This is a genomic window from Gallibacterium genomosp. 2 (genome assembly GCF_000771895.1).
Classification (GTDB): domain Bacteria; phylum Pseudomonadota; class Gammaproteobacteria; order Enterobacterales; family Pasteurellaceae; genus Gallibacterium.
The window spans coordinates 1-20,448 of record NZ_JPXY01000027.1 but is presented as its reverse complement, the minus strand read 5'-3'; the positions used below and the strand labels follow the sequence as shown (position 1 = coordinate 20,448).

The 20,448-nt window shown below is 37.4% G+C and carries 15 protein-coding genes; 8 read left to right on the top strand and 7 right to left on the bottom strand.

The window, feature by feature from the left end:
* Positions 1-176: 176 nt before the first annotated feature.
* Together P375_RS06450 and P375_RS06445 are read right to left on the bottom strand one after the other, a co-directional pair.
* Positions 177-1,094 (bottom strand): mechanosensitive ion channel family protein, encoded by a 918-nt coding sequence (locus P375_RS06450; RefSeq protein ID WP_013745621.1) that lies wholly within the window; start codon positions 1,092-1,094, stop codon positions 177-179.
* Positions 1,082-1,309: a DUF7575 domain-containing protein gene (locus tag P375_RS06445; protein WP_018345820.1), complete on the bottom strand. Its 228-nt coding sequence runs from the start codon at positions 1,307-1,309 to the stop codon at positions 1,082-1,084. The genes P375_RS06450 and P375_RS06445 overlap by 13 nt, the downstream gene beginning before the upstream one ends.
* A 250-nt stretch (positions 1,310-1,559) precedes the next feature.
* Here P375_RS06445 and asnB point away from each other — a divergent pair, with 250 nt between their 5' ends.
* The 5 genes from asnB (at position 1,560) to P375_RS06420 (ending at position 8,549) form a co-directional block, all read left to right on the top strand.
* Positions 1,560-3,143, top strand: coding sequence for an asparagine synthase B (gene asnB / locus P375_RS06440; RefSeq protein WP_039135638.1), 1,584 nt, complete (start codon positions 1,560-1,562; stop codon positions 3,141-3,143).
* 378 nt (positions 3,144-3,521) lie between these two features.
* A complete protein-coding gene (locus P375_RS06435) occupies positions 3,522-4,094 on the top strand; it encodes a fimbrial protein (protein WP_039135637.1) in 573 nt (190 codons plus the stop codon).
* A 101-nt stretch (positions 4,095-4,195) separates the two neighbouring features.
* Positions 4,196-4,888, top strand: coding sequence for a fimbrial biogenesis chaperone (locus P375_RS06430; protein ID WP_039135636.1), 693 nt, complete (start codon positions 4,196-4,198; stop codon positions 4,886-4,888).
* A gap of 8 nt (positions 4,889-4,896) precedes the next feature.
* Positions 4,897-7,413, top strand: coding sequence for a fimbria/pilus outer membrane usher protein (locus P375_RS06425; RefSeq protein WP_052121808.1), 2,517 nt, complete (start codon positions 4,897-4,899; stop codon positions 7,411-7,413).
* Positions 7,398-8,549: a fimbrial protein gene (locus P375_RS06420; protein ID WP_245176435.1), complete on the top strand. Its 1,152-nt coding sequence runs from the start codon at positions 7,398-7,400 to the stop codon at positions 8,547-8,549. The genes P375_RS06425 and P375_RS06420 overlap by 16 nt, the downstream gene beginning before the upstream one ends.
* 83 nt (positions 8,550-8,632) lie before the next feature.
* On the opposite strand, the gene tgt is transcribed toward P375_RS06420, so the two are convergent.
* Together tgt and queA are read right to left on the bottom strand one after the other, a co-directional pair.
* The gene (tgt, locus tag P375_RS06415) at positions 8,633-9,775 is read right to left on the bottom strand and encodes a tRNA guanosine(34) transglycosylase Tgt (protein WP_039135631.1); all 1,143 of its coding nucleotides are present in this window, start codon (positions 9,773-9,775) and stop codon (positions 8,633-8,635) included.
* 84 nt (positions 9,776-9,859) lie between these two features.
* Positions 9,860-10,930 carry a tRNA preQ1(34) S-adenosylmethionine ribosyltransferase-isomerase QueA gene (gene queA, locus P375_RS06410; protein WP_039135630.1) on the bottom strand — a complete coding sequence of 357 codons (1,071 nt, stop codon included), beginning with the start codon at positions 10,928-10,930 and terminating at the stop codon, positions 9,860-9,862.
* 149 nt (positions 10,931-11,079) lie between these two features.
* On the opposite strand from queA, the gene menC reads away from it, so the two are divergent.
* The gene (menC, locus tag P375_RS06405; protein ID WP_039135628.1) at positions 11,080-12,078 is read left to right on the top strand and encodes an o-succinylbenzoate synthase; all 999 of its coding nucleotides are present in this window, start codon (positions 11,080-11,082) and stop codon (positions 12,076-12,078) included.
* 65 nt (positions 12,079-12,143) lie between these two features.
* Here the strand turns inward: menC and groL are convergent, their stop codons facing one another.
* Together groL and P375_RS06395 are read right to left on the bottom strand one after the other, a co-directional pair.
* Entirely contained in the window at positions 12,144-13,790 is a 1,647-nt protein-coding gene (gene groL / locus P375_RS06400) for a chaperonin GroEL (protein ID WP_039135626.1), read from the bottom strand.
* Between the two features lie 18 nt (positions 13,791-13,808).
* Positions 13,809-14,099 (bottom strand): co-chaperone GroES, encoded by a 291-nt coding sequence (locus P375_RS06395; RefSeq protein ID WP_021461355.1) that lies wholly within the window; start codon positions 14,097-14,099, stop codon positions 13,809-13,811.
* Positions 14,100-14,424: 325 nt separating this feature from the next.
* Between P375_RS06395 and aspA the strand changes: the two genes are divergently transcribed.
* Positions 14,425-15,843, top strand: coding sequence for an aspartate ammonia-lyase (gene aspA, locus P375_RS06390; RefSeq protein WP_039135625.1), 1,419 nt, complete (start codon positions 14,425-14,427; stop codon positions 15,841-15,843).
* A gap of 136 nt (positions 15,844-15,979) precedes the next feature.
* On the top strand, positions 15,980-18,754 hold the full coding sequence (gene polA / locus P375_RS06385) for a DNA polymerase I (RefSeq protein WP_039135623.1): 2,775 nt from the start codon (positions 15,980-15,982) through the stop codon (positions 18,752-18,754).
* A 150-nt stretch (positions 18,755-18,904) separates the two neighbouring features.
* Here the strand turns inward: polA and P375_RS06380 are convergent.
* A partial coding sequence (locus P375_RS06380) for an autotransporter domain-containing protein (protein ID WP_039135620.1) occupies positions 18,905-20,448 on the bottom strand: 1,544 nt, incomplete at its 5' end.

The following is a 20,448-nucleotide window of genomic DNA, read 5'->3' as shown; positions in this document are numbered from 1 at the left end:
TGGGCGAGTTATCGTCCACGCGTAATAAAATGTCAGGGCAGGACATGCCCGTAGAGCTTGTGAAGTGAATCGCATTAGCGGTCAGCAGCAAGAACCCACCGAGAGTAGCCTATTGTTTTAAATGGGCACTGGTAGGAATCCCCGTCCTTTAGGGCGGGGAGGATGTCAACTTAATCTTAATTCAGTTGTTTAATTTGTATCGGGTTATCATACAAATTCACACCACCTTTAACGCCAAAATCAAGAGTTGTAACATTATATGCAATAGAAATATCTTCTTGTTCGAAACGTTTTTTAATCGCCATTATCATTTGATGAATACATTCTAAATACTGATCGTGGTCAATAAATTCAACCCACACTCGTAATTCAAAATTATAGGTAGAAGCGCCTATTTCAGTAAAAAAGAAATGAGGCTGATTTTCCTCATCCAATAATAATCCCGACAATTTCCCAATTTCATCTAATGCAACCGCTTTAACTTTTTGTAAATCATCACCATAAGATACTCCGGTAGAAACCACCGCAACTCTTTTTCCTAATGAAGAATAATTTATTACGTTTTGTGAATAAATTAGTTGATTGGGAATATGCACATGTTGCCCATCTTCGGTTAACACCGTTGTTACAAAAGTCCCTATTTTCTCGACACATCCATATTGACCATTGATATTCACCCAATCATTAACTTTAAACGGCACTAATATGTTCACTAACATACCAGAAAAGAAATTACCAATAGTCTCTTTGGTTGCAAAACCAACAACGATACCGATTACCCCAGCACTTGCTAATATTTGTGTTAAAACGCCTTGTAGCCCTAATAAATGAATTGCAATAAAGTAGCCTATCAGCAAGCATAAAATGCGTAATGTAAACGCAATAACTGAGTTAATGTTATGCACTTGATTAGAAGAATCTTGGTGAAGATGTTTTTTATAAAATTTTTTAATTTGAGCTGAAATAAAGTGAGCTAAAAAAATCACCAATATAGATGCGATGACATTTATCGCATAATCTGAAATTACAGCTAATGTTCGATCAAACCAAGATAACCAATATTCACTCGTTTTCATAGGAATTAATTTTTCCACCACAATAGTCCTCCAATCACAACCACGAAAATCACAAACCAAATCAGTTGTACTTTTGCATTTTGCTTATTCATTGCCTGACGATGTTCAACATCCTGCGATAATCTCTGCTGATAAACGCGCTTTGCAGCTTCATCGTGTAGTGCCGTTTGACAAAACGGACAAAAATCCAACTCTTCATTCACTTTTTTCTCACACTTAGGGCAAGACAACATAGAAAACTCCTCCTCTCAATTTAGAGCCGTTACTATAACAAAATGTATGACAAAACGCTTTAGCACATAAATTAAGATAAAAATATATAAAAATTAATTTTAAGCGCAATTTTTTGATAAAAATAAAACAACAAAGAATAAATTAAGTAAAAAATAATAATTTTTTACTAAAAATACTAGATAAAATCTAATTTGCTGCTATGATATGTAGCCATTAACAACTTATAAAAGATAATAAGAGGATTTTCGTATGTGTGGATTCGTTTTTTCATCTTCAGCACAAACGTCCAAAGCTTTTAAACAAAGCTTTGATCATATTTTTCATCGTGGACCGGATCATCAAGCCGTTATTTATGCGGATGATGCCACTTGGGGCTTCCATCGTTTATCCATTATGGATTTAAGCTCACAAGGCAACCAACCGTTCCAATATGAAGGCATTTCCTTAATCTGTAACGGAGAAATTTATAACTACGAAGAACTAAAATCTTTATTATCAAGTAGTTACAGTTTTCAATCCGGCAGTGACTGCGAAGTGCTTATCCCACTTTATCAACGTGTCGGTGTGGATGTGATGATGAAAATGTTAGATGCGGAATTTGCGTTGGTATTAAAAGACAGCCACACCGGCGATTTAATTGCCGGACGTGATCCCATCGGCATTCGCCCAATGTTTTATGGTTTTGATAAAGAGAGCGGCGGCATCGCATTCTCTTCCGAAGCGAAAGGGCTGATTGGCTGGTGTCGTGATATTCAGCCATTTCCACCGGGTCATTACTATTTAAACGGTGAATTTATTTGCTACAACGATATTGCCGATCCGAAAGTGGTGCGTGATCAAGATCTTGATACCATCACACAAACATTGAGAACAAAACTTGAAACAGCAGTGATTAAGCGTTTGCATTCTGATGCACCGCTCGGATTTTTATTAAGCGGTGGCTTGGATTCCTCTTTAGTATGTGCGATTGCGCAGAAACACTTGGATAAACCAATCAAAACCTTTGCGATTGGAATGGATACTGATCCTATTGATTTAAAATATGCGAAAGAGGTTGCTGATTACCTTGGTACAGAACATACCGAAGTCATTATGAGCAAAGATGAAGTGTTGGATGCGTTGGAAAAAGTGATTTGGCACTTGGAAACTTGGGATATTACGACCATTCGAGCCAGTATTGGAATGTATTTGGTGTGTAAATATATTCACGAAAAAACAGACTTAAAAGTGCTTTTGACTGGTGAAGTGAGTGATGAAATTTTTGGTTATAAATATACTGACTTTGCCCCGAATGCCGCAGAATTTCAAAAGGAAGCACAAAAACGTATTCGTGAATTATATATGTATGATGTACTACGGGCTGATCGCTGTTTAGCTGCTAACTCATTGGAAGCGCGTGTGCCATTTGGTGATATTGATTTTGTTGATTATGCAATGAGCATTAACCCTGAGAAAAAAATGAATGTTTACAACAAAGGGAAATATTTATTACGCAAAGCCTTTGAAGGGACAAACTATCTGCCGGATAACATTTTATATCGAGAAAAAGCGGCATTCAGTGATGCAGTAGGGCATTCGATGGTTGACCACTTAAAAGCGTTTGCTGAAAGCCGATATAGTGATGAAGAATTAATACAGGCAAAACAAAAATATCCATATGGCACACCATTTACCAAAGAATCATTGCTTTATCGTGATATTTTTGAAAAATTCTATCCGGGGCAAAGCCATTGGATTAAAAGTTTCTGGATGCCGAATAAAGAATGGGAAGGGTGCAATGTAAATGACCCTAGTGCACGTGTGCTGAATAACTATGGCGACAGTGGTAAATAACATTATTAAATAAGAATAAATCTGCATTTTTAATCTCAGCTCAAATTGCTCAAGATTAAAGTGCAGATTATTACCATCCTAAAATCATTTTTACATTATTTGCATCAAAATTCATTTTTGATTTAATTCACAGATTCAACTTTTTTGCTTTTTTTCTTTATTTATATTGTTTACGCCCAAATAGAGTAGTGATATTAAATTTTCTGTTTATACAAGCTAACATATTGATTATATTGAGTTTATTTGAAAGGTATTTTTAAATATTTCTATCCTTACGTGTAAATTTACATTTATTGATTAAAATTTACTTGCCCCCCCCCCGAAACTTATGTATACTTTCACGTAAATTAACTTAATCCTGAAGGAGTATTTAAAAAAATGAAAAAATTACTTTTAACAACTTTAATTACCGTTGGTTTGGGCTTATCAGCACAAGGTGCATTTGCGCAGGATTCAACGAATGTAGCTAGTGGTACTGTTAATGTCACTGGAAAAGTACAGGATATGACTTGTACTATTGAAGATGGTGCAGATAAGAACGTAGTATTAGATACTGTTCAAGCAGCAATTTTCACTGGAATAGGCACTACAGCAGCACCAAAGCCATTTAATATTGTGTTAAAAGACTGCGTACGTAAATCAGGCGATCCTATAGCTAAGGTATATGCATATTTTGAGAATGATCCAAGTAAAGTAAATGGGGACGGTTTGTTAATAAACAAAGCTAGTAACTCACCAGCTGGAGGTGTGGCTGTGCAATTGCTCCACGGTGATGGCACAGCAATTAAAGTTACAGATGATGAAGCAACGCAGGCAGGAAATCAAAAAGTTGCTTACACCGTGGGTAACAGTGTTACTTTTAAATATATAGCACGGTACTATGCAACGGCTGCCAGTGTAACTCCTGGACCGGTGCAAGCAAGTGTGAAATACAATCTTGCATACGAATAATCTTTTTCCACTTATCGGGCAGATTTCCTGCCCGATTCTTTACTTATCTATTTTATTGCATTTTATTAATGGTTTTATTGAGAGTTTTATTAGAGGGGCTTATGTTGAGATATTTTTTCACCATCATCATCGCCTTGTGGGCAATGTCTGTTTCAGCAAATGTGGTTATCACCGGCACTCGGGTGATTTATCCTTCTAATCAAAAAACAGTGAGTGTGCAACTTACAAATGCCGGCACAAAACCTTCTTTAGTTCAAGCTTGGATTGACAATGGCGACCCTAAAGCCGCACCGGAAACAATTAAAACCCCATTTGTGATTACACCACCGATTTCTCGTATTGACGGAAATAAAGGGCAAACATTGCGTATTACTTATACTGGCGCATCATTGCCTAATGACCGTGAATCTATTTTCTATTTAAATGTGTTAGATATTCCGCCAAAACCAAAAGACCAAAGTCAAAATTATTTACAAATTGCCTTGCGTAGCCGTATTAAACTCTTTTTCCGCCCTGTGGAATTAACCATTTCACCGAGCGATGCCTATTCACAAGTAAAATGGCGTGGGCAAGGTAAACAATTGCTTGTGGATAATCCAACTCCGTATTACATCACTTACCCTGAAGTGAAAGTTGGTACAGCAGAAACTGTGAGTGCGAATATGATAGCACCATTCTCACAAGCAACTTTTCAATTAAATAAAGCCATTCCAGCAAGTGCAACAACCGTTACTTGGACTGTTATTAACGATTATGGTGCGACCCCGAGTGGAACTAGCACTATGCAACATTAATGATAAATATGATAAAACCAAAATTTTTCAGCAAACCAACAAAATTTAAACTGAGCTATTTATCATTAATTTTGTTAAATAGCTGGTTTAGTTATGCTTACGCGAATGAGTATGTGGAGTTTGACGCTGATTTTTTATTTGGCAGTGAAAGCAAAAAAAATATTGATGTTCAACGCTTTAGTTATGAGAACGCAGTTCCGGCAGGTGAATATATTGCAGATGTTTATTTGAATGAGAAATTGCTTGGACGTATTAACATTCAATATAGCGATGTGCCTGAGCAAAAACGTTCTGTATTATGTGCAACAGAAAATTTGCTTGCCTTGTTAGATTTGAAAAGTGAAGCGTTTGCAGATAAGCCTAAAACAATTAATGGGCATTGTCACTCTTTCTCTGAACTGGTGCCTGAAGCTACAGTGAACTTTGATATGGGGCAATTGCGATTAGATGTCAATATTGCTCAAGCATTAATCACTCAACGTCCGCAAGGCTATATTTCACCAGCACAATGGCAAGATGGCACGCCCGTTGCTTTTGTGCGTTATGATGCTACACATTATCGTTATAAATATTCAGATATAGACGCTCAACAAACCTATTTGGGCATTGATGCAGGTGTTAATTTATTTGGTTGGGCATTGCGTCATCGTGGTTCTCAGACTTGGACTGATCAACAAAAACAGAGCTATCAGCGAATTGCAACCTATGCTAAACACGATGTTCCGTTATTACGCGGTCAATTTACTATCGGGGATTTTTACACCAGTGGTAGATTAATGGAAAGTATCGCCATTCGAGGCGTGCAGTTAGAATCCGATGATAGAATGCTTGCAGCTTCTGAACGTTACTATGCACCAGTTATACGAGGCGTTGCCAATACGAATGCGATTGTTAGCGTTCGACAAAACGGTAATCTATTACGAGAAGTGTCTGTACCTGCAGGAGCTTTCTCCATTGATGACCTATTCCCAACCGGTTATGGCGGTGATCTTGAAGTGGAAGTGTTAGAAGCAAATGGCGAGAAACGCACCTTTACCGTGCCATACACCGCCACGGCACAATTAATCCGCCCTGGCTATAGTCGCTATCAATTAAGTGCGGGACGTTACCGTTATGATAATGAAACTTTAGATAATGTTGCACAAGCCACTTGGCAATATGGTTTAAGTAATAATGTAACATTGAACCTTGGTGCAATATTGGCTAAAAATTACCATTCAGAATTAATTGGTGTTGCTGTTAACACGCCTATTGGTGCATTTTCAGGGAATGCAACATTTTCAAATGCTAAGATTGTTAATTCACAACAGAAATATAAAGGGTACAACCTCTATTTTAGCTATAACACCCATATTGAACCAACCAATACAAATGTAACATTGGCAGCATATCGCTATTTGTCCCGTAAGTATTACAGTTTGCAAGATACGATATTGGCGAACAATCGTGATTTTGTTGACAGACAAGAGATTGATATGTCGTCATATTCTTATCGCCCAAAGAACCAATTCCAAGTTACAGTTAGCCAAGTGTTTAAAGACAATTGGGGCAGTATTTATGTTAATGGTAGCACCTATACCTATTGGGACAGCAGCGAAAAGCGCAATGAATACCAAATTGGTTATGGTAATAGCTATAAAAAACTTAATTACAGCCTTTCCTTTTCTCAAGGGAAAACAAGCAATGGCAAAAATGATAGAAGAGTTTATCTGTCATTATCCTTGCCGTTAGGTAATAGCGTTAATAGTGCCTATGTTTCACAAACGCTTAATTATCATAAAGAAAATGGCTATTACGCCTCAACTTCGTTATATGGCTCATTGGGTGAACAAGGCAAATATAACTACAATATTGCCGTGAGCAAACAGAAAGATAACAGCAATATTTCCTTTAACAATAACTACTCAAGTCCACAAGCACGCCTTAGTGCTTCTTGGAGCCGTGATAATAAAGGCAGTCAGCAAATATCATTCGGTGCATCTGGTGCGGTGGTGGCTCATCCAAAAGGCATTACATTATCCAATGATTTAGGCGATAGTTTTGCGATTATTCACGCCAAAGGGGCAAAAGGGGCATTAATTAATGGTTCGGTAGGTAATAAAATTGATTACTTCGGTAACGGTATTGTGCCTTATATTGAACCTTACGCAATTAACTATGTAGGGCTGGATGGAAATTCACTACCAAGCACGGTTGAGCTATCAGCCACAGAACAATCGGTAATTCCGCGTGCCAATCAAGCGATATTAGTGAATTTTGAAACAGAGCAAGGTGCGGTTGTCTTCTTTGAATTAACTAATGATGAAAAAGAGTTGCCACCATTAGGTACAGAAGTGTTTGATCAAAATAATCAATCAGTCGGTGTGGTGGCACAAGGTGGCACAATCTATACTCGAGGCATTGCAGAAAGTGGTGAATTAAAACTTTCTTGGGGTGAAACACGTTGCCATATCAATTACCAATTGCCACAAGAGAGCGATAACACAATGCCTGTTATTGTGCCAGTACAATGCCAGTTTTATTAAAAGGGGAAAAAATGAAAGGGAAAATAATTCATTGGTTTATATCAATGATGGCTTTGGTGATTTTGTTTAAACCATCATTTTCTTTTGCCTATACATTTGAAGGAGTAGATGTTGGAGGACCGATAAAACCACCAGTACCACCAATACACAAGAAATATATTTCCGTCAGTCACAAGCGTGTTGACAATAAGTATAATGAGGTGGTTTATCATTGGAATATAGGCGACATTATGAATGAAGAGTACTGTATGCGACGTCGTGATGTAACGAATCCAGTGGATAAATTTTGGCTAGAAATTAAGTATTTTGATACAACATACAAAAATAGTCAGTATTTTGAAAAAAGCATGTTGGAAGCAGGTCCCCTAAAGATTAGGGGTAATACACCATATCAATTTGCTATTGTTAATAAAACAGATCCATTGAGTTTTTCTTTAAGGCTAAAACTAAAAGATACCTTTCTCTATAATACAACGCCAGCGGATATTACCATTCCGAAAGATACACCACTAGCAATTATTACTATGCTATGTGTAGATAAAGAAGCAGTAGGTAATACAGAGGAGGATTATCAAAGAACAGATAATAGATGGACTAAATATAATTCATTCTCTATGATACAAATTCTCTCCGCGGATTCTGCAACCTTTAGTTTTGCCAAGACTTGCTCGATTTTAGGTAATAAAGACCAAACGATTGAACTAAAAGATGTGACTGTAAAAGACCTTAATGAGAATAGAGAAGTATTCGGTAAAAGTTTTAATATTAGGCTTAATTGCCCTAAACAAAGTGTGAAAAACGCTTATATTATTTTTACTGATGGAAATAATTCCTCAAATTACGGTATGAATGTTGGACTATTAACACCAGACAGCACGACGACGACTATGAACACGGCATTAGTTGTGAAAGATGAGGATGAAAATCCTTTAGTTTATAGTAAGCCTTTACCGAGAAATGGCGATTTTTTTGGGGTACCAGCAGCAACACAGGGCTTTTACAAATTTAGTCAATTATCGCCGGGGCAGCAGGTAAGTCGTACTTATAAGGTTTATTATCGTAGAGTAAATGAGAGTAGACCCGTGCAACCAGGGAAAATATCATCCAAGCTGATCTATAATATTTATTATAATTGATAAAAACTACCCCACTTTATTGTGGGGTAGTTTTTTATTGGAAAGTATTAATCAAACAAAATAAGGATTAATTCTAAGCATTTCTAATATGAAGTGTTTAATGGCGGAACAGGTTTCCCTATTCTTTCATAAAAAGTTTTGACAAATGCTTCAAAACGCTGTTCTTCAATCGCTTGGCGAATTTGTGCCATTAAACGTTGATAATAGCGTAAATTATGAATAGTGTTTAATCTTGCGCCTAAAATTTCACCACATTTGTCCAAATGGTGTAGATAAGATTTTGTGTAATGCCGGCAAGTGTAGCAATCACATTCTGGATCAAGTGTGGAAGTGTCATCACGATATTTAGCATTCCTAATTTTAACAACACCGTCCGTAACAAATAAATGCCCATTGCGTGCATTGCGAGTTGGCATTACACAGTCAAACATATCAATACCGCGTCTTACCCCTTCAACAAGATCCTCCGGCTTGCCGACTCCCATAAGATAGCGTGGTTTATCTTGAGGGATTTTTGGACAAATATATTCTAAAATACGGTGCATATCCTCTTTCGGTTCTCCCACAGCCAACCCACCGACTGCATAGCCGTCAAAACCAATCTCTAACAAACCATCTAATGAAATTTGTCGTAAATTTTCGTGTACGCCACCTTGAATAATGCCAAATAACGCATTTTTATTGCCTAATTTGTCAAAATGAACACGACAACGTTTTGCCCAGCGTAAAGATAATTCCATTGAGTTTTTTGCATACTCAAAAGTTGATGGGTAAGGCGTGCATTCATCAAAAATCATTACAATATCAGAACCAAGATCGTATTGGATTTCCATTGATTTTTCTGGAGATAAGAAAATGCGTTCTCCATTAATTGGGTTTTGGAATTTTACGCCCTCTTCTGTAATTTTGCGTAATTTACCTAAACTGAATACTTGGAAACCGCCACTGTCGGTAAGAATTGGTCGATGCCATTGCATAAAATCGTGTAAATCGCCGTGTTTACGCATAATTTCTTGCCCCGGACGCAACCATAAATGGAAGGTGTTTCCTAATAAAATTTCTGCACCAGTTTCTCGCACTTCTTCCGGTGTCATTCCTTTTACTGTGCCGTAAGTTCCTACCGGCATAAATGCAGGCGTTTGTACGGTAAAGACCCCTTGAGGGCGTTCAAATGTTAGTTCACCACGTCTAGCACCGCCATCAGTATTTTTTAATTGATATTTCATATTTTCTCCATCAACGAATAAACAGTTCGAAGGTATTAAGTGATTAATAAAAGATTAACAATCACCCGTAAAATTGCCTAAAGGCTAATTCTTTTTGATTAAAAACATTGCATCGCCATAACTAAAGAAACGGTAGCGATTTTCCACGGCATTACGGTAAGCACGCATAATGTTGTCATAACCGGCAAATGCAGACACTAACATAATTAAAGTTGATTCCGGCAAATGGAAATTGGTAATTAAACAATCAACAACACGGAATTTCTTCCCCGGATAAATAAAAATTGCCGTATCCGCAAAAAACGGCTCAATTAATTGCGTACTCTGTTTCTCTTCCGCCGCTAAGGCTGCGCTTTCCAATGAACGCACTGATGTTGTCCCGACGGCAATCACGCGTTTACCGGCAGCTTTTGTTGCCAACACCGCATCCACCACCTCTTGCGGAACTTCCGCATATTCTGAATGCATATGGTGATCTTCAATATTTTCCACTCGCACCGGCTGGAATGTGCCGGCACCCACGTGCAACGTAACGAAAGCCATTTTGACGCCTTTCGCCCGCAATGCTGCCAACAATTCCTCATCAAAATGCAAACCTGCGGTCGGTGCGGCTACCGCCCCCGGCACTTTACTATAAACGGTCTGATATCGCTCTTGATCGGCATCTTCATCCGGACGATCAATATAAGGCGGTAATGGAATATGCCCGATTTGCTGTAAGGTATCCAACAATGAGCCCTCAATATCAAATTGTAAATGGAACAGAGAATCTGAACGTCCGACCATTCTTGCCCGAACGCCATTTCCTTCTCCCAATTTATCCTCACCCAAAATTAACTCGCTGCCCTCTTTCGGTGCTTTTGAGGCTCTTATGTGAGCAAGGCAGCTTTTTTGATCAAGCACTCTTTCAACCAGCACTTCTACTTTTCCGCCGCTGCTTTTACGCCCATACATCCGCGCCGGAATAACTCTGGTATTATTAAAAACCAAAAGATCGCCTTCATTCACAAAATCCAACACATCTTTAAAATGATGGTGCGAAAACTCACCACTATTACCGTCAAGTTTTAATAAACGGCTCGCACTACGTTCCTTTTGTGGATAACGAGCAATGAGTTCATCGGGTAAGTCAAAATAAAAGTCGGACACTCTCATAATTTATCTCTTTTTCTTTTACAAATTTAAACGGGCGTAAGTGTATTGCGATCTACATTAAAATGCAAAAAAGATAATATATTTTCCTTTGTCTGATGATGTTATACTCTTTGCCGAAAGATATTTTTTACTAAAAGGGATTAAGTATTATGGCAGAACGACACTATAAACTTTACCGTTATCAAATTCCAATGGATTCCCAAGTGGTATTACGTAACCGTTTTTTGAAACAACGAGAAGGTTTATTGGTACAAATTAGATGTAATGATAAAGAGGGCTGGGGAGAAATTGCACCGTTGCCGGAATTTAGCCAAGAAACGTTAGAACAAGCACAACAACAAGCGATTGAGTGGTTGAAAGCGTGGGATCAGGCACGCGCTAAAAATGAGAAGCTCTCGCTTGAAAACTGTTATCCCTCCGTTGCTTTCGGCTTAAGCTGTGCTTTGGCGGAAATGCAAAATAAATTGGCTACCGAAGGTAATTTCAAAGCAGCACCGCTCTGTTATGGCGATCCTGATGAGCTATATGCTGAGTTGGATCAGCTTTCTGGTGAAAAAATCGCAAAAATTAAAGTAGGGCTATACGAAGCCAATCGTGACGGTTTAATTACCGATATGTTTCTAGAAGCGATTCCCGATCTGAAACTCCGCTTGGATGCCAATCGTTCTTGGACGCCGGCAAAAGCAGAAATGTTTGCCAAATATGTTAAACCGGAACATCGCAGCCGCATTCAATTTTTAGAAGAACCTTGTAAAACGCCGGCAGAAAGTTTGCAGTTTGCGCAAGATACCGGCATTGCCATTGCGTGGGATGAAACAGTGAGAGATACGGATTTTGAAGTAAAAGCGCAGCCCGGGGTGACGGCAATTGTCATTAAACCGACTTTAGTCGGCTCTTTAGAAAAATGTATTCAGCTTATTGAACAAGCACATCAACAAGGCTTAATTGCTGTCATCAGCTCAAGCATTGAATCCAGTTTTGGCTTAACTCAGCTTGCTCGTATCGCACAACAATATACACCGGACACCACACCGGGATTGGACACCTTAGATTTAATGAAAGTTCAGGTTGTGCGTGCTTGGCAAGGTTCTGCATTACCGCTTGCCGAATTAAACAGTGACTATATTACTGAAGTTAAATTTGATTGATTAACCACAAAAAAATACCGGCATTAAGCCGGTATTTTTAATCAGATTATTAGGGTTTCAAGCGATTACATCATACCGCCCATTCCACCCATACCACCCATTCCGGCAGCACCTAAATCTGCTTTTTCATCTTTTGGCAATTCAGTGACCATACATTCGGTAGTGATCATTAAACCGGCGATAGATGAAGCAAATTGCAATGCAGAACGAGTAACTTTAGTTGGGTCAAGGATACCCATTTCCAACATATCACCGTACACTTCCGCACCGGCGTTATAACCGAAGTTACCTTCACCGGATTTCACTTTGCTTGCAACAACAGAAGCTTCTTCACCGGCATTAGTAACGATTTGACGAAGTGGTGCTTCCATTGCACGTAAAGCAAGTTTAATACCTACATTTTGATCTTCGTTTTCGCCTGCTAATTTGCCTGCAACTTTACTTGCTGCACGAATCAATGCAACACCGCCCCCTGGGACAATACCTTCTTCAACTGCAGCACGGGTAGCGTGCAATGCATCTTCAACACGCGCTTTTTTCTCTTTCATTTCCACTTCTGTTGCAGCACCGACTTTAATCACTGCCACACCGCCGGCTAATTTAGCCACACGTTCTTGAAGTTTTTCTTTATCATAATCAGAAGTAGATTCTTCGATTTGTTGACGAATTTGTGCAACACGAGCCTGAATTTGAGCTTCATCACCAACACCGTCAATGATAGTAGTATTGTCTTTAGAAATCACAACACGTTTTGCTTGACCAAGATCTTCTAATGTTGCTTTTTCCAATTCCATACCGATTTCTTCAGAAATTACAGTACCGGCAGTTAAAATCGCAATATCTTGTAACATTGCTTTACGACGATCACCAAATCCCGGTGCTTTTACTGCTGCTACTTTCACAATGCCGCGCATAGTGTTCACTACCAATGTTGCCAAAGCCTCACCTTCAACATCTTCAGCAACAATTAATAATGGTTTTCCTGCTTTTGCTACAGCTTCAAGCACTGGTAATAATTCACGGATATTAGAGATTTTTTTATCTACTAATAGAATATATGGTGAATCTAATTCAACTGTTCCGGTTTCTGGTTTGTTAATGAAATATGGTGAAAGATAACCACGATCAAATTGCATACCTTCAACTACAGCAAGTTCATCTTCCAATCCAGTACCATCTTCAACAGTGATAACACCTTCTTTACCTACTTTCTCCATTGCTTGAGCGATAATTTTACCGACAACGCTGTCAGAGTTGGCTGAAATTGTACCTACTTGTTCAATTTCTTTTGAGGTTTCGCAAGGTTTAGAAAGATTTTTTAATTCAGCAACCACTTCTGCAACGGCTTTATCAATACCGCGTTTTAAATCCATAGGATTCATTCCAGCTGCAACTGCTTTTAAACCTTCATTTACAATAGCTTGTGCTAAAACGGTTGCTGTTGTTGTACCGTCACCAGCTGCATCATTAGCTTTGGATGCAACTTCTTTAACCATTTGTGCACCCATATTTTCAAATTTATCTTCTAATTCAATTTCACGAGCTACAGATACACCGTCTTTAGTAATAGTTGGTGCTCCAAAAGATTTATCTAATACAACGTTACGACCTTTAGGACCTAATGTTACTTTTACTGCATCAGCTAATACGTTAACACCGTTAAGCATTTTTACGCGTGCATCATTACCAAATCTTACATCTTTTGCTGCCATTTTATATTCCTTCTTTTATTATTCTACAATTGCCAAAATATCATTTTCAGAGATGATTAATAGTTCTTCACCATCAATTTTTTCTGATTTTACGCCATAACCATCGTTAAAAATCACAACATCACCAACTTTTACATCAAGCGGTTGTACTTGACCATTTTCTAAGATGCGACCTTTACCAACTGCCAACACTTTTCCTCTAGTGGATTTTTGTGCAGCAGAACCAGTTAAAACGATGCCACCAGCTGATTTAGTTTCTACTTCTTCACGTTTTAAGATTACACGATCGTGTAATGGACGAATATTCATAAAAGTACTCCTATACATTTTAGCGAAAATTGATTTTTAGGTATCTTACCCAGTTTGTTGAACGTTTGTAGAAATGGGGATCACAAAGACACTTTCAAGAGGGAAATTAAAAAATTTTTCTTGCGCTCAATCTATAAAAAAAACTAATGAATTAAATAAAAATAACTCCTATTTGCTCATTTAAATTTTATGATCCACATCACAAAATTTCATAAAAACAACTTTTATAATACGCGAAAAATAGATTGACAGAGATTGATAAAAAAAGATTTTTCTTTAGTTATCAATTTGATTTTTATTAAAAATAAATAATTTGAGGTGTTTTATGAGCGAATTCCGTAAAGAAGTTGACCTACTTGGTGAAAGAGAAATTCCAGCTGATGTATATTGGGGAATTCATACCCTTCGGGCTATCGAAAATTTCAATATTTCTAATAATACTATTTCTGATGTGCCTGAATTTGTACGTGGAATGGTAATGGTGAAAAAAGCTACTGCAATGACTAATGGTGAACTTGGTGCTATTCCACAAAATATTGCTGATGCAATTGTTGCAGCTTGTGATGAAATTTTGACTACTGGAAAATGTATGGATCAATTCCCGTCTGATATTTATCAGGGCGGAGCAGGAACTTCCGTTAATATGAATACTAACGAAGTTGTTGCCAATATCGCACTTGAAATCCTTGGTCATAAAAAAGGTGAGTATCAATTCTTAGACCCGATGGATCACGTCAATGCTAGCCAATCAACTAATGATACTTATCCAACAGGATTCCGTATTGCAGTGTATAACAGCATTTTAAAATTAGTGGAGAAACTACAATATTTACACGATGGTTTCCAAAATAAAGCAGACGAATTTTCCAATATTTTAAAAATGGGTCGTACACAGTTGCAAGATGCTGTTCCAATGACTGTCGGTCAGGAATTCAAAGCATTTGCAGTGTTAATTGATGAAGAAATTAAGAATTTATTAAAAACTGCTGCATTATTGTTGGAAGTTAATCTTGGGGCAACAGCTATCGGTACAGCATTGAATACACCTCAAGGCTATACTGATTTAGTTGTGCAGAATTTAGCAAAAGTAACTGGTTTGCCTTGTGTCAAAGCAGAAAATTTAATTGAAGCAACTTCTGACTGTGGTGCTTATGTAATGGTTCACGGTGCATTAAAACGCACTGCTGTGAAAATTTCTAAAGTATGTAATGACTTGCGTTTGCTTTCTTCAGGTCCTCGTGCAGGTTTAAATGAAATTAACTTGCCTGAATTGCAAGCAGGTTCTTCAATTATGCCGGCAAAAGTTAATCCAGTTGTGCCTGAAGTTGTTAATCAAGTTTGCTTCAAAGTAATGGGAAATGATATTACAGTAACAATGGCAGCGGAAGCTGGTCAATTACAACTTAATGTAATGGAACCGGTTATCGGTCAAGCGATGTTTGAATCCATCAGTATTCTTACCAACGCTTGCGTTAACTTGAGAGATAAATGTATTGACGGCATTACCGTAAATAAAGAAATTTGTGAAAATTATGTCTTTAATTCAATTGGTATTGTAACTTATCTCAATCCGTTTATTGGGCATCACAACGGTGATAAAGTTGGTAAAATCTGTGCGAAAACTGGAAAAGGTGTGAAAGAAGTTGTTTTAGAATTAGGTTTGCTTACTGAAGAACAATTAAATGATATTCTTTCTGTTGAAAACTTAATGAATCCAACTTACAAAGCAAAATTGAACAAGTAATTTTTCTCAATCAACCCCAACTAAGAGTCCGCCTGAAAACGGGCTCTTTTTTTGTGTTGCGGTTGCAATTTCGTTCTTAGCGCTTAGAATTAGCCCTTTGTAAAAATATTATTTATTAAATCAAATTGAGAACGTTATGCCACAAATCGCAGAAAATCCATTTGTCCTTGTTGATGGTTCATCTTATTTATATCGTGCTTATCACGCTAATTTTCGTTTAGGATTATCTAATTCTGCCGGAGAGCCGACTGGAGCAATGTATGGCGTACTGAATATGCTTAAAAGCTTATTGAAAGAGGTTAAGCCGACACATATTGCGGTAGTATTTGATGCAAAAGGAAAAACTTTCCGTGATGAAATGTTTGAAAAATATAAATCTCACCGTCCACCAATGCCGGAAGATTTACGCCAACAAATTCAGCCACTTCATCAAATGATTGAAGCTTTAGGATTGCCGTTACTTATTGTTGAGGGGGTTGAAGCGGATGATGTAATTGGTACATTAGCTAAGCAGGCTTCCAAAGCAGGGCGTAATGTATTGATCAGTACCGGTGATAAAGATATGGCTCAATTAGTCGATGATAAAATTATGCTGATCAATACAATGACTAACACTTTATTGGATCGTGAGGGAGTTATTGAAAAATATTCAGTACCGCCAGAATTAATCATTGATTTATTGGCATTAATGGGTGATAGTTCGGATAATATTCCGGGTGTTCCAAGTGTTGGTAATAAAACGGCTGTTGCATTGTTGCAAGGGCTTGGTGGTATTGCTGATATTTATTCACAATTAGATAGAATTGCTGATTTACCGATTCGTGGCGCAAAAAAATTGGCTGATAAACTTGTTGCCGGCAAAGAAGATGCGGATCTTTCCTATAAATTGGCAACCATAAAAACAGATGTACCGTTGGAAGTTACTTTTGAACAACTCACCTTGCAAAGTGAAAACCGTGATCAATTAATTGAATATTATGCACGTTATGATTTTAAACGTTGGTTAAATGAAATTTTAAATGAAAATACAGTGTCTTCATTGCAAAATGTTAAGGTAGTAAAAGCAACGCCGAGTCGTGAGATTCAGCCTTTTTCAGCCAAAATTGATCGTAGTCGTTATCAAACTATTTTAACGGAAGAACAGTTAGCACAGTGGCGTGAAAAATTAAGCAGAGCAACACTGTTTGCGATAGATACTGAAACTAATAGTTTGAATTATATGCAGGCAAAATTAGTTGGTTTATCTTTTGCATTAGAAAATGGTGATGCTGCCTATTTACCACTACAACATCATTATCTTGACTGTCCGAAACAGCTTAGTTGGGATCAGGTTTTAGCTGAGTTAAAAACGATTTTAGAAGATCCGAATATTAAGAAAGTTGGTCAAAATTTAAAATATGATTTGACCATTCTTGCCAGACACGGTGTTACATTACAGGGTGTTGTTTATGACACAATGTTGGAGTCCTATATTTTGGATAGCACCGGTCGCCATAATATGGATGATTTGGCAAAACGTTTTTTACATCACGATACTATTCATTTTGAAGACTTGGCAGGTAAAGGTAAAGGGCAACTTACGTTTGATCAGATTACAATTGACAAAGCTGCTGAATATGCAGCGGAAGATGCAGATGTTACCTTTAAATTGCATCAGGCTTTGTGGTCGCAACTTAATCAAATACCAAGTTTAGTTAAACTTTTTACTGAAGTGGAATTGCCCCTTTCTCAAGTTTTAGCACGAATGGAACGTAACGGTGTCTTGATTGACAGTGATTTGCTTTATCAGCAGTCGCAGGAAATCAGTGCTAGACTTATCCAATTGGAACAGCAAGCACATCAACTTGCCGGACAAACATTTAATTTGGCTTCAACTAAACAGCTACAAGAAATTCTGTTTGAAAAACTCGGTTTACCAGTGTTAAAGAAAACGCCTAAAGGTGCGCCATCAACGAATGAAGAGGTGCTAGAAGAGTTAGCATATGAACACGAATTGCCGAAATTATTAGTAGAGCATCGAGGTTTCAGTAAATTGAAGTCTACTTATACGGATAAACTACCACAAATGATCGATCCGGATACCGGTCGTGTGCATACTTCTTATCATCAAGCAGTTACTATTACAGGTCGTTTATCATCATCCGATCCGAATTTACAGAATATTCCGACCCGTAGTGAAGAGGGCAGAAAAATCCGTCAGGCATTTATTGCCGAAAAAGGATTTAAAGTGGTCGCTGCAGACTATTCACAAATTGAGTTAAGAATTATGGCACATCTTTCTGGAGATGCCGGTTTGGCTTATGCTTTTTCTCACGGTTTGGATGTGCATCGTTCTACTGCTGCTGAAGTATTTGATGTTCCGTTGGAACAAGTTACTCCACAACAACGTTATCGTGCTAAAGCGATCAATTTTGGCTTAATTTATGGGATGAGTGCATTTGGATTGGCACGTCAATTACAAATTCCTCGTAATGAGGCGCAGATCTATATAGATCGTTATTTCCATCGTTATCCTGCCGTTAAACAGTTTATGAGTGATATTCAAGAGAAAGCAAAACAACAAGGATATGTTGAAACATTGCTGGGACGACGGCTTTATTTACCTGAATTAAAATCAAGCAATGGGATGCGTCGTAAAGCAGCTGAACGAGTGGCAATCAATGCACCGATGCAAGGCACAGCAGCAGATATCATTAAAAAGGCGATGATTGATATAGATCGTTTTATTGCTGACAAAGAAGATATTCGTATGATTATGCAAGTTCACGATGAATTAGTCTTTGAGGTAAAAGAAGATAAAATTTCATACTATGAAACCATTATCAAGGATATGATGGAGAATGCAGTTAAATTGAGTGTTCCTCTCATTGTTGATGTTAATTTTGGGGATAATTGGGATCAGGCTCATTAATCAGCGAATTTTAAGATAAAATTCAGTTATGCAGTTAGTCAATCTATGATTTTTTATTGTAGATTTGCTTTTAGAATAAAGGTCTAGTTTTTATCTAGACCTTTATTTATTAGTAGCTTAATGAATTATTTCAATTTCTTGTCTTTATTTTTAGAATTGAATACTCATACCCACTTGGTAATTCATTCTTCTCAATTTTTGTTCTTTAGTTAAAGAACGCAAATACTCTAAATTAATAAAGGTTGAAATATTATCTGTGAAATAATATCTTGCATTTGCAGAGAGTGCAGCACTATCTTTAACAAATTTATCTTCAATCCATTCATTATTCATAATGAGGTGATCGAAATCACGTAAATTCTTGATCAATCTAATATTAGATGATAAAGCGAAATTTGCTACTCGATAATCAGCGCCCAGATTGATTAAGGCATTAACCTGACTTTCTCTGACAGCGTCAACATTGATATCTTTTACTGAAATCGCGCTATAGCGGTGATAGCTTTCTTGTAACCCAAGATCTGCATAAAGTGTTAAATCTTGATTAAACGGATAACGATAACCAATATTTTGTTCACTCGATAAAATATATCCATTTTGTTTATAACGTATTTTATCTTTATTTTTGAAATCGTGAATTACACGCCCAGCACTGATAATTGCTTGAGCATACCAATTATTCCAGTTGTGTGCAAAATAACCATTAGCCGAAACCATTTCTGAGGTAACTTTACCTACATACGGGTTAAGGTTAAGATGTTCATTAATTTCATTTTTGACATTACTAGTTGTTTTTGAATAAGTTGCTGAGATACCAATTAAATTATCGGTATTACTTACTAAATCTTTACCAATAGCCAAAATTTGACTATTTTGTTTGATGTTCAAAAACGCTTTACCTTTCACATCATTATGTGCATATGCCATATTTACCCAATAATCTAAATTACTGGTTTGACTCCAAAGAGGAGTATTTGGATTTCTTCTGGAATAATCAAGGTGTAACTGACCCACATAACTACTGATATAAGGTAATGCGGCAATTAAAGACGCATCAGCATTTAATAAACGCTTTATCGGCATATCGTTTGTTATTGAAGCTGGTAGAACAGTCTTATTATTATCAGCTGTTAATTGAGAAGTTTGTTCAGTAGTTTCATTTGTAGCAGCTGTACTATCATCAAGATTTGTTGAATTATTTAATTCACCAGATTCGTCTTGTTTAACTTCAGCTGCTTTACTTGCAGGGGCAGTAGTGCCATTTTGTGCAGTTATCGCAGGAGTTTCTTGATCTACATCTACGCTATCTGTTGTCAATGACTCAACTTTTGGAGCTTCAACATTACGCTTAGCCCGTTTTTTAACAATATCTGTTGAACTATCTAATTCGTTAGATTTGTCTTGTTGAACTTCAGCCGCTTCATTTGCAAGGGTAGTAGTGCCATTTTGTGCAGTTATCGCAGGAGTTTCTTGATCTACATCTACGCTATCTGTTGTCAATGACTCAACTTCTGGAGCTTCAACATTACGCTTAGCCCGTTTTTTAACAATATCTGTTGAATTATTTGATTCGTTAGATTCGTTTAATTCTTGAATTTTAGTTAGTTCATTGGCTAATTCACCTTGTTCTGAACTGGTTGGTACTGATTGCGTGTTTACTGCGGCAGGCACAACGGGTTCTTCTACCGGCTGAA